Genomic DNA, 14,742 nt, shown 5'->3' on the forward strand with positions numbered 1-14,742 from the left:
CTTTCTATATAAGGACTTCAATATCTTTTCTATGAATTTTTTCAATGAAACTTTCCCCTATTTTTTTGATCAATACCATATTCATATATTGTCCCTTGTTTTTCTTATCAAGTCCGATGGTTTTAATGATTTCTTCTTGATCCATAGGAGGCATTTCATAGGGCAAATCATATTTACAAAGTATTTCTTTTATGAAATTCTTCGTTCCCTTCTCTGTTATTCCCATTGCTTCACCTTTTTTTGTTATGTGATACATGCCTATTGCCACAGCTTCTCCATGAGTATACTTTTCATACCTATAATGTTTCTCTACTGCATGACCTAAAGTATGACCAAAGTTTAAAAGCATTCTTTCTCCTGTATCCAATTCATCTCGCTCAACAATACTTTTTTTGATATGACAACATGTATAGATGATTTTTTCTAAATGTTCAAACAATTCTTCCTTTGTATAGTTTAATAAATCATCAAAAAGATTTTGATCTCTTATACACCCATATTTAATGATCTCTGCCATTCCATCACAGAAAAATCTATTATCTAGTGTTTTTAAAAGCTCTGGATCTATAAACACTGCTTTAGGATGATAAAAATTTCCTACTAGATTTTTGCCTTTAGGTAAATTAACAGCCACCTTCCCTCCTACGCTACTATCAATTTGTGCTAAAAGAGAAGTTGGAACTTGTATAAATGGAATTCCTCGTAGAAGTGTCGCAGCTGCAAATCCTGTTAAATCTCCTACAACACCACCTCCAAAGGCCATGATTAAATCTCCTCTAGTGATTTCAAAGTCTAAAAGTTCCTCATATACATTTTGTAATACACTTATTGATTTGCTTTTTTCTCCAGGCTCTACCACAATCATTTTTATTTCAAAATCATTCCTTAGTTGTTCCTTGATTCTTTGTCCATATATTTTTTCTACATTATTATCTGTAACAATTGCAATTTTTTTATTTTTGTATATTTTTTTAATTTCTTCTCCAATATGATTTAGCATTCCCTTTTTAATCAATATTGGATATTTCTTTTCTGGAAGATTTATATTTAATGTTGGCATTTTTTTATAAATTCCTCTCTCTTTATTCTTGCATCTTCAAATATAGTTTCTAATTCTTCATGGTCTTTATTGATTATAGCATTTTTGATACTTCCAACATATTCTTCAAATTCCTCTATTTTTTCTATTGTATTTTCTTGATTATCTATTAAGAGATCCGCCCAAAGCCTTCCATTTAGTCTAGCAACTCTTGTAGCGTCCCTAAAGCTCCCTGCAACAAATAGATGAGTTTCTTCCTTTACCCCCTTCATCAATGCCGCTGCCATAATATGTGGTAGTTGGCTTGTATAAGCCATGATTTCATCATGCTTTTTTGCACTGATCTTCATGATATTTTTACAGCCTATCCCTTTCACTATTTTTTCTATTAATGCTATATTTTCTTTTTTATTATATGGAGTAGGTGTAAGAATATAATTTGCACCTACAAATATATCCTTTGATGCAAAGGATAGTCCCTTATATTCTCTTCCCGCCATAGGATGGCCTCCAATAAAATCTAAATCTTTTCTTAAAAAACGATTGATTTCTTTTATTAATGTCTCCTTTGTACCTGCTACATCTGTAATAATGGCTCCCTTTTTAAAAAATTGCATATTCTCTTTTATGAATTTTGTCATTAACGCTGGATATACACATAGAATAATTATATCTGAATCCTTTAAAGGAACTTTTACATCTGTATATCCCTTATCAATAATACCCTTCCTTTGGGCAATTTCAATAGCCTCTTTGTCTATATCCACTGCCCATAAGTTTTTAGGTTTCAATTCCTTTAGTGCCATGGCATAAGAACCACCAATAAGTCCTAATCCCACTATAGTAATATTAAAATCAAAGCCGTCCAAAGAAACCACCTCACTATAGTTTTCTATTTTCAATCTCTGCAATTTTCTTTAAAGATTTCATGAGTGAACCAAATCTCTCAGGAGTTATGGATTGCTGTCCATCACATTTTGCATTAGATGGATCATTATGCACTTCTATCATTAATCCGTCTGCCCCAACTGTAATAGCCGCTTTTGCAAGAGGCTCTACTAACCACCATAATCCACCTGCATGACTTGGATCTACGATTACTGGTAAGTGACTCAATTTCTTTATTACAGGTATAGCACTTAAATCTAATGTGTTTCTTGTATATTTTTCAAAGGTTCTTACCCCTCGCTCACAAAGGATTACTTTTTCATTTCCCTCAGACATAATGTATTCAGCCGCCATTAATAATTCTTCAATAGTTGCAGACATGCCTCTCTTTAATAATATAGGCTTATCTGTTTTTCCAACCTCTTTTAATAAATCAAAGTTTTGCATATTTCTTGCACCAATCTGTATTACATCTACATCCTCTATAAATTTGTCAATGTAATCTGTTGTCATAAGCTCTGTAACAATTGGAAGCCCTGTCTTTTCTCTTGCTAGCTTCAATAATTCAAGCCCTTCTTCTCTTAGCCCTTGGAAGCTATATGGAGAGGTTCTTGGTTTAAATGCCCCTCCTCTTAGGAAAGTTGCTCCTGATGATTTTACCTGCTCTGCTATAGTTATGATTTGTTCTTCATTTTCTACGGAACAAGGACCTGCAATAACCGCTAACTTTTCTCCTCCAATACTACTATTTCCAATATTTATGATAGAATCTTCTGGATGAAAAAGTCTATTTACCTTTTTATACGGTTCTTGTACATGCATTACTTTTTCAACATATCTATTGGCCTTAATCAAATCTGGGTCAATCTTACTTGTATCTCCTACGAGTCCTAATATCTGTCTATTTTCTCCTATTGTTTCATACACTTCACAACCTAAGCTTTCCATCTTTCTTTTGATTTTTTCAATATCTTCTTGTGCTGTTTTTGGTCTAATTACGATTACCATTGTTATCCCTCCTATTTTTTGTAAAAAAAAGAAGACTCATCTAATGAGTCTTCTGCTTACCTATACTATAATTTTATAGTACAAACAATCTATACAGAAATACATATACTTTTAATATTCTCATTAGAAAAGGTTTTTATTATTTTTTTATAGAACAAATAGCTAGCGCTAAAATAAAAATAGCCCCAGATAAAGTAAAAACTAAAAAATTTATTTTGTTCTACATTTCCCTTTCTAATAAGTTTTTCCATTTTGTATTCCTCCAAAAATTTATTTTAAAATTGTTTATAGTTTGAAATTATATCAGAAAAAAATTAAATGTCAACAAAATACTGTATATTTTCCAATATTTTTGAATCATTCTTATTATTTTGTAAATTGTCATCTTCCCAATTTACGCTACACTATCGAATCTCTTTACCCACCAAATTTGCCATATCTCTTATAGATTTTACCAAAGATTTTAATTTTTTAGGCTTAATAGACTGTTGCCCATCACACAAAGCATTTGTAGGATCATTGTGTACCTCAATCATTAATCCATCAGCACCCACTGCTACAGCAGCCTTTGCCAATGGTTCTACCAACCACCATAGTCCTGCTGCATGACTAGGATCTACAATAACCGGTAAATGACTTAATTTTTTTATAATAGGAATTGCACTAATATCTAATGTATTTCTAGTATATTTTTCAAAGGTTCTTATCCCTCTTTCACAAAGAATGATTCTTTCATTTCCTTCAGACATAATATATTCAGCCGCCATTAATAATTCTTCAATGGTTGCAGACATACCTCTCTTTAATAAAATAGGCTTATTGGTCCTTCCTACTTCTTTTAGCAAATCAAAATTTTGCATATTTCTTGCACCTATTTGAATCACATCTACATCTTCAACAAACTTTTCGATCAAGTAAGGAGACATGAGTTCTGTTACAATAGGTAATCCAGTTTCTCTTCTTGCTGTTTTTAACAATTCTAATCCTTCGTCCATTAATCCTTGAAAGCTGTATGGAGATGTTCTTGGTTTATATGCACCTCCTCTTAAAAAAGATGCTCCTATTTCCTTTATTTCCTCTGCAATGCTTACAATTTGTTCCTCACTTTCTACTGAACAGGGACCTGCAATAATGGTAAAACCGTCTCCTCCAATTGTCTTGTCATTTACTGATATAAGCGTATCTTCAGGATGAAAAAGTCTATTTGCTTTCTTATAGGGTTCCTGAACAAATATTAATTTTTCTACATTTCTATTTGCTTGAATTTGATTTGGATCAATTTTACTGGTATCTCCTACCAACCCTAATAAATGATAATTTTGCCCCTTTGATTCGTGAATTTCACATCCTAAACTTTTCATCTTTCTTTTGATTTTTTCAATTTCACTTTGTGATGTTTTGGGTCTCATTACAATAATCATATTCTTATACCTCCTAAATTTTAATAAAAAATTCGCAATTTTAAAGTTTTATAATTTCCTATAATATAAAAAGAAGACTCATCTAATGAGCCTTCTTTTTATAAAAATATAGGATCGTTTTATAGTCATAACCCTATTTTATACAGAAATACAAAAATTTATAATTCTCTCATTAGAAAAGGAATCTTTTATTTTTTTATAGAACAAATAACCAGCACCATAATAATAGTCCCAGGTAAAGTAAAAACTAAAATAATTAAATTGTTCTACATTTCCCTTTCCAATAAGTTTTTCCATTCCCTTTTCCTCCAAATTGATTTTATAAAAATAGTTTACTTTCATAAAAGTATATCAAAACAATTTCCCATGTCAATAGAAAACTATGAATTTTTTAATTTATTTGAATATTTATTATTTTTTAACAATCGCTATTTTTATATTTATTTAATGAATTGCTTCATGCAATCTATTTACAAACTCAAAAACTTTTTCTTCAATATTATCTTCTTTTATTCCTTCTTCTATTTTTTTGATTATAGCACTTCCAACAATCAATCCATCCCCTAGTTCCTTTAATTCTTTTATTGCCTGTTCATTAGATATACCAAATCCAATTGCTAAAGGAGTATCTGTATATTTTCTGACTTTATTGATGAAATCTGATAAATCTTTTTCAAAGCTCTCTCTCATTCCTGTTACACCTATTGATGAAATACAATAAACAAACCCCTCCGTATCTGAAACAATTTCTTTTATTCTATCTTCAGATGTAGGCGCAACAAGAGGTATTAAATCAATAGCATAATCTTTCATCATCTCATTTAATTCTTTTTTCTCTTCTAATGGCAAATCTGGAATAATCAATCCATCAACACCATAATCTTTACAATTCTCTAAAAATTTTTCTACTCCATATCTAAAAACAGAATTATAATATAGCATAAATACAAGAGGAAGATCTGTCTTCTCTCTTAATTTTGAGACCATATGAAAAATAGAATCAATATTTGTTCCATTTTTTAATGATCTTTGCGCAGCTCTTTGTATTACAGGTCCATCTGCTAATGGATCTGAATAAGGAATCCCTAGCTCAACTATATCAACTCCTGCCTCTTCCATTTTCAAAACCAAATTTATGGTAGTATGAATATCTGGATCTCCACTTGTTATATAAGCAATCAGTGCTTTTTCATTTTTTTCTCTTAATGTATTAAATTTTTCTGTTATTCTACTCTTCATTTTTTTCACTCCCAATAACATTTAATATAGTATCTATATCCTTATCTCCTCTGCCCGATAAATTTACTACAATGAGATCATCCTTTTTCGTATTTGGTGCTAATTTCATCAAATAAGCAATGGCATGAGCACTTTCAAGTGCAGGAATAATCCCTTCTACTTTCGTTAAATATTGAAACCCTTCAATAGCTTCATTATCATTGATCACTTCATATTTTACTCTACCAATAGAATGATAATATGCATGTTCTGGTCCTATTCCTGGATAGTCTAATCCTGCTGATATAGAATATACTGGCATAATTTGTCCATACTCATCCTGAAGTAAATAAGTCATCATCCCATGGATTACCCCTATAGAACCTTTGCTAATGGTAGCTGCATGTTGCTCTGTATCAACCCCTAGCCCACCTGCTTCAACCCCATATATTTTTACATCTACCTCTTGTGCAAATGGATAGAATAATCCCATTGCATTACTTCCTCCCCCTACACAAGCTATTAAATAATCTGGAAGTCTTCCTTCTTTTTCTATAATTTGTTCCTTTACTTCATCTCCAATGATTCTCTGAAAATCTCTTACCATTGTAGGATAAGGATGAGGTCCCACAACAGAACCAATTACATAAAATGTATCTCCTACATTTGAAACCCAATCTCTTATCGCTTCATTTGTAGCATCCTTTAATGTTTTTGTCCCTGAAGTTACCGTATTGACCTTTGCTCCAAGTAATTTCATCTTAAATACATTTAACGATTGTCTTTGTACATCCTCTTCTCCCATATAAATTTCACACTTTAATCCAAACATAGCACATATTGTAGCAGTTGCAACGCCATGCTGACCAGCCCCTGTTTCTGCTATAATCCGTTTTTTCCCCATTCTCCTTGCTAATAAAACTTGACCGATTACATTGTTAATTTTATGAGCCCCTGTATGGTTTAAATCTTCTCTCTTAAGATAGATCTTTCCTCCACCTAACTGCTTCGTTAAATTTTCTGCATAGTATAAGGGTGTGGGTCTTCCTGAATATTCCTTCACATAATACGCATATTCTTTTAAAAAGCTTTCATCTTCCTTTGCCTTCATAAATTCTCTTTCTAACCCTATTAAAGCATTCATTAATGTTTCTGGTACAAATTGACCTCCAAATTTTCCAAACCTTTTCATCATATTTTTTGTATTCATTTTATCCCCTCACATTCCTAATAATTTTTTTCATTTTTTCAAAATTCTTCACATGATCCACCTCAACTCCGCTACTTACATCCAAAACCTGAGGATTTACAGCTTCAATTGCCTCCTTTGCATTTTTGGGGTTTAGTCCTCCTGCTAAAATGACAAATTTATTTTTACTCATATCGGATACAATTTCCCAATTGAAAACTTTCCCGGTTCCTCCATAGGTTCCTTTTGTATAGGTATCTACTAAAAATCCATCCACATTATATTTTTCCAATTCTTTTAAGCTATTTTCATCTTTGATTCTAAATGCTTTCCATACCTTATTTTCAAAAGAGTTACAATAGAGAGGGTCCTCATCTCCATGAAATTGAAGTATGTCCAATTCACAAAATTTTGCAATTTTCTTTACTTCATCTATAGAATGATTTAAAAATACCCCTACCTTTTTTATACTTTTATCTAAACCCATAATTAATTCTTTTGCCCTATATTTATCAATTTGCCTACTGCTTTTTGCAAATACAAATCCAACATAATCCGGTTTTAGCTTATTTGCATATACAATATCCTCTTCTCTTTTTAATCCGCATATTTTTATCTTGGTCAACCCATCTCCCCCCTAAGCTCTCTTAACTTTTCATCTATGGATTTTGCCCTCATTAGGCTTTCACCTATTAATACGCCATCTACACCTATTTTTTTTAGAAACTCCATATCTTTTCTTGTATGGATTCCACTTTCACTGATGACAATCTTTCCTTTTGGTATATGTTTTATCAGTTCTTCTGTTGTTTCAAGTGTTGTTTTAAATGTCTTTAAATCCCTATTATTAATCCCAATAATATCTGATCCTGTAGCGAGTACTGTCTCTAGTTCATATTGATCATGAACTTCTACCAAACACGCAATTCCTAAGTTTGTTGCTACATTTTGAAAATCGATTAATTTATTTTTCGATAGAACCTTCGCAATCAAAAGAATTGCATCAGCTCCTATAACTTTTGCTTGATAGATTTGATAGGGGTCAATGATAAAATCCTTTCTTAAAATGGGAGTAGATGTTTGTTTTTTTATCTCTGATAGATATTCATTTTTTCCTTGAAAAAATCTATCTTCTGTTAGTACGGAGATTGCCTCAACCTTATTTTCATCATAAGTTTTTGCAATAGCAATAGGATCAAAATCTTCTCTTACAACCCCCTTAGAAGGAGATGCCTTTTTCACCTCAGCAATCATACTTATATCTGGATGCTCTTTTATGCATTTCTTAAAATCTCTTCCTTTATCACATAACTTTATTTGTTTGATCAGTTGATTAAAAGAAATACTATTCTTCTCTTCTTCCACTTTTTTTCTTTTATAAGCAACGATTTTTTCTAGAATCATCTTTTCATCTCCTGACTAAACTTTACTAATTGGTTTAATTTTTCTAAAGCTAGACCTGTATCTATGATTTCTTTTGCTTTATCTATTCCCTCTTCTAAAGAGTTTGCCTTTTTTCCAACATATATGGCCGCTCCAGCATTAAGTAGTACCATATTTCTCTTTGCTCCTCTTTCTCCTTTTAATATATTTAATAAAATCTGTGCATTTTCTTTAGGTTCTCCTCCTTTAATCTCCTCTTTATTAGCCAAAGGTATGTCAAATTTTCTTGGATCAATATGGTAGGTATTTATTTTTCCATTTCTTAATTCACTAATCTTCGTTTTTGTAGTAATAGTAATCTCATCTAATCCATCTAATCCATGTACAACCATAGCTCTCTCAACCCCTAATTTCTTCAAAACACCTGCTAAAACTGATGTCAAATTTTCATCAAACACCCCAAGGACTTGCCCATTGACTCTTGCTGGATTTGTTAAAGGCCCTAGTACATTGAATATAGTTCTTATCCCTAATTCTCTTCTTGGTCCTATGGCATATTTCATTGCTTTATGATATTTTGGTGCAAACATAAATCCTATATTGTTTTTCTCTACACATTTTTCTACCTCTGTAGGACTTAGTTCAATGTTTACTCCCAAATGCTCTAATACATCTGCGCTTCCACATTTACTTGAAATCGACCGATTCCCATGCTTTAGCACTGTAACATTTGCCCCCGCTGCAATCATTGCTACTATTGTTGAAATATTAAATGTATTCCCTTCATCTCCACCTGTTCCACATGTATCGATTGCATCATCACTCTTTATATTCACTCTTAATGATTTATCTCTCATGGCCTTGGCAGCACCAACAATTTCTTCTAATGTTTCTCCTTTCATTCGAAGGGCTATTAAAAAACCTCCTATTTGTGCTGGTGTTACCTTACCTTCCATAATCATACTCATCACATGAATCATTTCATTCTCTGTCAAATCTTTATTTTTAATGAGTTTATTCATTGCAATTTTTAGCACATTATCTCCTCCTTTATAATTCCAGAAAGTTTTTCAATATTTCTTTCCCATATTGTGTAGAAATAGATTCAGGATGAAATTGTAATCCAAATATAGGATACTTTTTATGCTTCAATCCCATAATTTCACCATCTATAGTTTCAGCTGTAATCACTAATTCATCTGTAATGGAAGCTTGATCTACGATCAAAGAATGATATCTTGTTACAGTTAATGGATTTTTAATATTCTTAAATAAATCCCTTTCATTATGATAAATCTCTGACGTTTTTCCATGCACCATATTTTTAGCATGTACAACGTCTCCTCCAAACACTTCTCCAATTACCTGATGCCCAAGGCATACGCCTAAGGTTGGAATATCCTTCCCAAAGGTTTTAATCACCTCCATGGATATTCCTGAATCCTTTGGAAACCCTGGCCCAGGTGAAATAATCATATGGGTAATATCCATTTTTTTCAAAGTTTCTATTGTTACTGCATCATTTCTAAAAACTTCAACATTTGGATTGATTTCTCCAACATATTGATACAAATTATAGGTAAATGAATCGTAATTATCAATGATTGCAATCAAAATAAATCCCCCTCTACTTTTTTTATGGTCTCCATAAGTGCCTTTGCTTTCCTAAGGGTCTCATGAAATTCACTTTCTGGATTTGAGTCAGCAACAATTCCTGCACCTGCCTGTATATAAGCCATGTTACCTTTAAAAACAATGGTCCTTATCGCAATACATGTATCCATGTTTCCATTAAAACCTAGGTATCCAACAGCACCTGCATAGACCCCTCTTTTATGATTTTCTAATTCATCCATAATTTCCATAGCCCTCACCTTTGGAGCACCAGATACAGTACCCGCAGGAAAACAAGATATTAAACTATCATACATATCACAATCATCTCTCATTTTTCCAATTACATTTGATACGATATGCATTACATGAGAATACTTTTGAATCTCCATAAACTGATTGACCTCAACCGTTCCAAACTCTGATATTTTTCCAATATCATTTCTTGCTAAATCCACAAGCATCAAATGTTCTGCTCGTTCTTTCTCGTCTTTTAGTAATTCTTCCATATATTTTTCATCATCTTTTTCACTTTTTCCTCTAGGTCTTGTACCTGCTATAGGACATGTCTCAACAACATCTCCCTTTACTTTCACCAAAAGCTCTGGTGATGAACCTACCAAATGATATTCTCCAAAATCTATATAAAACATGTATGGAGATGGATTTAAACTTCTCAACGTTCTATAAGCCTTAAATGGATTAATTTCTGTTTCTATCTTGAGTCTTTGTGATAATACAACTTGAAATATATCCCCATTTCTTATATACTCTTTTGCTCTTAGAACCTTTTTCATGAAAGCTTCTTTTGTCTCATTACTCAAATAGTCTATTTTTCCTGAAGCTTTTCCTTGATCATCCATATTCAAATCATTTTCCAATATTTCTTTCTTAATTTTTTCTAGTCTATTGATTGCATCTTTATATTGACTTTCAACATCACAATTTATTGATATATTTACGATAATCTTAATCTTTTGTTTTACATGGTCATAAACAATTACTTCCTCTGTCAATAAAAGATGTACATCTGGCATTTTTATATCATCAAAATTTATATGGTTTAGTTTTTCATAATTCCTTATGACGTCATATCCTATATATCCAACTGCACCTCCAACAAAATCACCTATGCCATCTATTTGAGACATCTTATAATCATTCATTAAATTTTTTAATATCTCAAGTACATTTCCTTTTTTAGTAATAACTTCATTTTTTTTATGGATCGAAACACGGTCACCATAACTCTTTATAATCATAAATGGATTTCTCCCAATATATGAATACCGTCCCCACTTATTTCCTCCCTCCACACTCTCTAAAAGATAACTATTTTTGTTTTTACAAAGCTTTTTAAAAATAGTAATAGGGGTATCCATATCCCCTTCCATTTCTAGAGAAATAGGAATCATTTTTGAACTTTTACTCAATTTTTGAAATTTTTGATAGTCTGGATAAATCATATTCTCACTCCTCATATCTGAAATAAAAAAAAGCATTTCATCCCTATAATTAGGGACGAAATGCTTTACATTCCGCGTTGCCACCCATGTTAGATATAATGCTATCTTAAATAAATAACAAAACGATCCAAAATAAAAAAACACTTCATCCTACACTTAGGACGAAATGTTTATATTCCGCGTTGCCACCTATTATTAGATAGTAAATCTATCTCACTCTTCATAAGTACGGAAATAGATCCATCTATTTCGATACCCTGTCTCTATAACGTAAGACCTACGGCAAGTGATACTCTCTAATGATTTCACACTGCTTCTCATGGAACCATTCAGTAAACAATCCACATCAGGCTTCCACCATCCCCGACTCGCTATACCTTCATGTCTTACTTACTTTTTCCATTCATCGAATTTTATATGATACTTTTTTTAAGATTATAATCTTAATTCTGAATTTTGTCAACAATATTTTTAAAATAAATTTTTAACTTATCATTATTCATCTTTCTATCTATTTTTTAATTTTCCTAAATCTTCTTCCGTTAACTCTTTATATTCTCCCAATGCTAAATCCTCATCCAATTTCAAATCTCCCATGGCAATCCTCTTTAAATAGATTACTTTTTTCCCAACAGATTGGAACATCCTTTTTACTTGATGAAATTTCCCCTCATATATGGTTAATTCAATTTCTGATATTTCATCACTTTTAATAATATTTAGTTCTGCTGGCAAGGTCTTATAACCATCATCTATTACAACACCTTCTTTAAAGATACGTTGATCTTTTTCATCCACTTTTCCTTCAACATGTGCATAATAAGTTTTTGGCACATGTTTTTTAGGTGAAAGTAATCCATGGGATAGCTTTCCATCATTTGTGAGAATCAATAATCCTTCCGTATCTTTGTCTAATCTTCCTACTGGAAATGGTTCAAATATTTGATAAGTTGGATCTAGTAAATCTACTACCGTTTCAACCCTTGCATCAAAAGTAGCCGAAATTACTCCCTGAGGTTTATTCATCATGATATAAATAAATTCTTTGTAAACTAATTTCACCCCATCAATTTCTATATGGTTTTCATAAGGATCTATATGCATGCTACTATCCTTTACAACTCTTTCGTCTACCTTAACGCTACCCTTTTTAATGATACTTTTTATCTCTTTTCTAGTCCCATATCCCATATTGCTAAGTACCTTATCGAGTCTTTGTCCCTTTGCCATAAGTTCCTCCTAATCTATCCATCTCCAAGCTGATGGGTAACAATTTTTAAGCATATTTCCTGTTTGCTTGGCCCATCCTAATGGAAAATGATCTACACAAACAAGGGTCCACCCCTTCTCTCCACCTATATTTAAGGTTTCTCCTTTTAAATATTTTTTTACTTCCATATCCTCTCTATGAAAGTTCATTATTCTCTTGGCATCTTTAAAAGTCAATCCCATAGCGAGTGCATGACTTGGCTCAAATCTATTTTTCTTAAAGGTTCCTAAAAACCACCCTGATCTTAAAACTTTTAATCCTTTTAATTCAGGTAACCCTTTAGGAACTAAATATAGATTATTACTATATACTTCAAATTTTCCTTCTATCTCAATATTTAAATTTTCTTTCATAAATTCATAAAATTCCTTCGAAGGTTTAATCTTTGATTTCTTTTCGTCATCAAAAGAAATGTTTTCTCCTTCTGAATCTTTTTCTAGAAGTGCTAAAAAATGTCCTTCTCCCTCTAATTTATGAGGCCATAATCTTGCACACCCCTCTAAATCTTTTTCACCATGAACCCACTCATGTCTGCCTTTTGATAAACCATTATTTTTAGGAATCTCTACTATATGAAAATTTTCATGATTTTCTATAAAATTTTTAATAGTAGCTTCATTCTCCTCTGGCGAAAAAGTACATGTAGAATAAAAAAGCCTTCCACCTTTCTTTAACATGCCCTCAATATTTTCTAAAATTTGTTGTTGTATAGGAGCATAATAGGTTTCATCATGCTTTTCCCAACTTTTTACCATAGAAGCATCTTTTCTAAACATTCCTTCTCCTGAACAAGGAGCATCTACCAATATTTTATGGAAATAATCCTTAAAATAATTTTTCATCTTTTCTGGCGTTTCATTAGTAACAATAGCATTTTTAATTCCAAACAATTCCATATTCTTAATCAATGCTTTTACACGATTCATATTGATATCATTTGTAATCAATAATCCTTGTCCTCTAAGCTTTGCAGAAATTTGTACTGATTTTCCTCCAGGAGCAGCACATAAATCTAATACCTTATCCTTAGGCGTAGGATTTAGTATTTCTACTGGAGCCATAGCACTAGGTTCCTGAATATAATACAGTCCTGCATGATAGTAAGGATGCTTTGCAGGTCTTTCTCCTTCTTCAAAATAAAATCCATCTTTACACCAAGGAATAGGTCTTAGTTTAAATGGTGAAATTTTTTTAAAATCTTCTATTGAAATTTTTAAGGTATTCACTCTTAATCCTTGAAATTTTTCATCTTCATAAGATTTTAAGAATGCTTCAAATTCATTTCCTAATAATTGCTTCATTTTATTTGAAAATTTCTCCGGTAAGTACATATGTTTTCTCCTCTTTCTATTTCATATCTCCTATCATTACCAACCTTTGGGCAAAATTATACCCACCTTCATAGGTGGGCAAACTATTATCTTTTTTTTAGCTTAATTTTCTTGCTGATCATTGCATAGGATAAAAACAGCATAGAAATTAACAGAAAATGTAAATTTGCTACATATTTTGTAGAATAAAGAGACATTAGGGCTACAAGACCACCACAAAGTGTTATTGGAATTCCCATATATACACCCTCGAATTCCATAATATTGTATCGAGCTAATCTTACCGTACCACAAAGTACAAAAACTAATGTAACAATAATCCCTAAATCCCCTGTTTCCATTAAATTAGAATTCCACATCAATAATGCTGGTGCTACTCCAAAGGAAATCAAATCACATAATGAATCTAATTCTTTTCCAAATTCACTTACTACATCTAATTTCCTTGCTAATTTACCATCCATTCTGTCCATCATTCCTGCAATAATAATTAAAGTCGCTGATAAAACATAACTTTCATTAAATATCGAAAGAATTGCTAATATCCCTAATATCAAATTAAAAAGAGTAAACATATTAGGTATTTGCTTTTTATATTTCACCTTTTTTCTCCCCCCTATCTCTATTCACTTACATAATTATTATTTTCATTAAGAAATAAATTTTATGTTATATGTTCTATACTATTATAATATTATATTAAAATGGATAATATATCTACTATATATACTATTGTACCGTAATTTTTTTATTCTTCAAAGGTTTTTTTGTGGTATTTTTTATCTTATTGTTATATAATTACAATTGAGTAGATAAATGCTCATATCAAACTACATATTATTCTAATTTTATAGATTTAGTATAGTATATTTCTATTTATATGCTATACTAAATTAGTTGTTTTATTTTTAATAA

At 31.5% G+C, this 14,742-nt stretch carries 16 protein-coding genes and 1 other annotated feature; all 16 genes read right to left on the minus strand.

Going from position 1 to position 14,742, the window contains the following annotated elements; all coding sequences use genetic code 11:
- Positions 1-4: 4 nt before the first annotated feature.
- The 16 genes from aroB to pssA all read right to left on the minus strand — a co-directional run bounded on the left by aroB (position 5) and on the right by pssA (position 14,429).
- Positions 5-1,060 (minus strand): 3-dehydroquinate synthase, encoded by a 1,056-nt coding sequence (aroB, locus tag K7H06_RS11270; RefSeq protein ID WP_223036149.1) that lies wholly within the window; start codon positions 1,058-1,060, stop codon positions 5-7.
- The gene (locus K7H06_RS11275) at positions 1,048-1,908 is read right to left on the minus strand and encodes a prephenate dehydrogenase (protein WP_223036150.1); all 861 of its coding nucleotides are present in this window, start codon (positions 1,906-1,908) and stop codon (positions 1,048-1,050) included. Before K7H06_RS11275 ends, aroB begins: the two co-directional genes overlap by 13 nt.
- Positions 1,909-1,921: 13 nt before the next feature.
- Positions 1,922-2,935, minus strand: a complete 1,014-nt coding sequence (aroF, locus tag K7H06_RS11280; RefSeq protein ID WP_223036151.1) for a 3-deoxy-7-phosphoheptulonate synthase — start codon at positions 2,933-2,935, stop codon at positions 1,922-1,924.
- Positions 2,936-3,024: 89 nt separating this feature from the next.
- The gene (locus K7H06_RS11285; RefSeq protein ID WP_223036152.1) at positions 3,025-3,186 is read right to left on the minus strand and encodes a hypothetical protein; all 162 of its coding nucleotides are present in this window, start codon (positions 3,184-3,186) and stop codon (positions 3,025-3,027) included.
- Between the two features lie 153 nt (positions 3,187-3,339).
- Positions 3,340-4,356: a 3-deoxy-7-phosphoheptulonate synthase gene (gene aroF, locus K7H06_RS11290; protein ID WP_223036153.1), complete on the minus strand. Its 1,017-nt coding sequence runs from the start codon at positions 4,354-4,356 to the stop codon at positions 3,340-3,342.
- Positions 4,357-4,494: 138 nt separating this feature from the next.
- On the minus strand, positions 4,495-4,653 hold the full coding sequence (locus K7H06_RS11295) for a hypothetical protein (RefSeq protein WP_223036154.1): 159 nt from the start codon (positions 4,651-4,653) through the stop codon (positions 4,495-4,497).
- 147 nt (positions 4,654-4,800) lie between these two features.
- Positions 4,801-5,595: a tryptophan synthase subunit alpha gene (trpA, locus tag K7H06_RS11300; RefSeq protein WP_223036155.1), complete on the minus strand. Its 795-nt coding sequence runs from the start codon at positions 5,593-5,595 to the stop codon at positions 4,801-4,803.
- Positions 5,585-6,769: a tryptophan synthase subunit beta gene (gene trpB / locus K7H06_RS11305; protein WP_223040009.1), complete on the minus strand. Its 1,185-nt coding sequence runs from the start codon at positions 6,767-6,769 to the stop codon at positions 5,585-5,587. The genes trpA and trpB overlap by 11 nt, the downstream gene beginning before the upstream one ends.
- Before the next feature lie 16 nt (positions 6,770-6,785).
- Positions 6,786-7,388, minus strand: a complete 603-nt coding sequence (locus K7H06_RS11310; protein WP_223036156.1) for a phosphoribosylanthranilate isomerase — start codon at positions 7,386-7,388, stop codon at positions 6,786-6,788.
- The gene (gene trpC, locus K7H06_RS11315; RefSeq protein ID WP_223036157.1) at positions 7,385-8,167 is read right to left on the minus strand and encodes an indole-3-glycerol phosphate synthase TrpC; all 783 of its coding nucleotides are present in this window, start codon (positions 8,165-8,167) and stop codon (positions 7,385-7,387) included. The genes K7H06_RS11310 and trpC overlap by 4 nt, the downstream gene beginning before the upstream one ends.
- Positions 8,164-9,183 carry an anthranilate phosphoribosyltransferase gene (trpD, locus tag K7H06_RS11320; RefSeq protein ID WP_223036158.1) on the minus strand — a complete coding sequence of 340 codons (1,020 nt, stop codon included), beginning with the start codon at positions 9,181-9,183 and terminating at the stop codon, positions 8,164-8,166. The genes trpC and trpD overlap by 4 nt, the downstream gene beginning before the upstream one ends.
- A gap of 13 nt (positions 9,184-9,196) precedes the next feature.
- The gene (locus K7H06_RS11325; RefSeq protein ID WP_223036159.1) at positions 9,197-9,760 is read right to left on the minus strand and encodes an anthranilate synthase component II; all 564 of its coding nucleotides are present in this window, start codon (positions 9,758-9,760) and stop codon (positions 9,197-9,199) included.
- Positions 9,757-11,226 carry an anthranilate synthase component I gene (gene trpE / locus K7H06_RS11330; RefSeq protein WP_223036160.1) on the minus strand — a complete coding sequence of 490 codons (1,470 nt, stop codon included), beginning with the start codon at positions 11,224-11,226 and terminating at the stop codon, positions 9,757-9,759. The genes K7H06_RS11325 and trpE overlap by 4 nt, the downstream gene beginning before the upstream one ends.
- Positions 11,227-11,380: 154 nt before the next feature.
- Positions 11,381-11,642, minus strand: a binding site (T-box leader).
- Between the two features lie 91 nt (positions 11,643-11,733).
- Positions 11,734-12,456 (minus strand): pseudouridine synthase, encoded by a 723-nt coding sequence (locus tag K7H06_RS11335; RefSeq protein WP_223036161.1) that lies wholly within the window; start codon positions 12,454-12,456, stop codon positions 11,734-11,736.
- 9 nt (positions 12,457-12,465) lie between these two features.
- The gene (locus K7H06_RS11340) at positions 12,466-13,827 is read right to left on the minus strand and encodes an RsmF rRNA methyltransferase first C-terminal domain-containing protein (RefSeq protein WP_223036162.1); all 1,362 of its coding nucleotides are present in this window, start codon (positions 13,825-13,827) and stop codon (positions 12,466-12,468) included.
- Between the two features lie 86 nt (positions 13,828-13,913).
- Positions 13,914-14,429: a CDP-diacylglycerol--serine O-phosphatidyltransferase gene (gene pssA, locus K7H06_RS11345; RefSeq protein WP_246637519.1), complete on the minus strand. Its 516-nt coding sequence runs from the start codon at positions 14,427-14,429 to the stop codon at positions 13,914-13,916.
- Positions 14,430-14,742 lie beyond the last annotated feature (313 nt).

It is taken from the genome of Crassaminicella profunda, from assembly GCF_019884785.1.
Classification (GTDB): domain Bacteria; phylum Bacillota; class Clostridia; order Peptostreptococcales; family Thermotaleaceae; genus Crassaminicella; species Crassaminicella profunda.

Excerpts from the sequence above, each read along its gene's own strand:
- trpA (WP_223036155.1), bottom strand. The coding sequence starts at position 5,595 with ATGAAGAGTAGAATAACAGAAAAATTTAATACATTAAGAGAAAAAAAT.
- aroF (WP_223036153.1), bottom strand. The coding sequence starts at position 4,356 with ATGATTATTGTAATGAGACCCAAAACATCACAAAGTGAAATTGAAAAA.
- aroB (WP_223036149.1), bottom strand. The coding sequence starts at position 1,060 with ATGCCAACATTAAATATAAATCTTCCAGAAAAGAAATATCCAATATTG.
- K7H06_RS11340 (WP_223036162.1), bottom strand. The coding sequence starts at position 13,827 with ATGTACTTACCGGAGAAATTTTCAAATAAAATGAAGCAATTATTAGGA.
- K7H06_RS11335 (WP_223036161.1), bottom strand. The coding sequence starts at position 12,456 with ATGGCAAAGGGACAAAGACTCGATAAGGTACTTAGCAATATGGGATAT.
- K7H06_RS11285 (WP_223036152.1), bottom strand. The coding sequence starts at position 3,186 with ATGGAAAAACTTATTAGAAAGGGAAATGTAGAACAAAATAAATTTTTT.
- aroF (WP_223036151.1), bottom strand. The coding sequence starts at position 2,935 with ATGGTAATCGTAATTAGACCAAAAACAGCACAAGAAGATATTGAAAAA.
- trpB (WP_223040009.1), bottom strand. The coding sequence starts at position 6,769 with ATGATGAAAAGGTTTGGAAAATTTGGAGGTCAATTTGTACCAGAAACA.
- K7H06_RS11295 (WP_223036154.1), bottom strand. The coding sequence starts at position 4,653 with ATGGAAAAACTTATTGGAAAGGGAAATGTAGAACAATTTAATTATTTT.
- trpE (WP_223036160.1), bottom strand. The coding sequence starts at position 11,226 with ATGATTTATCCAGACTATCAAAAATTTCAAAAATTGAGTAAAAGTTCA.
- trpC (WP_223036157.1), bottom strand. The coding sequence starts at position 8,167 with ATGATTCTAGAAAAAATCGTTGCTTATAAAAGAAAAAAAGTGGAAGAA.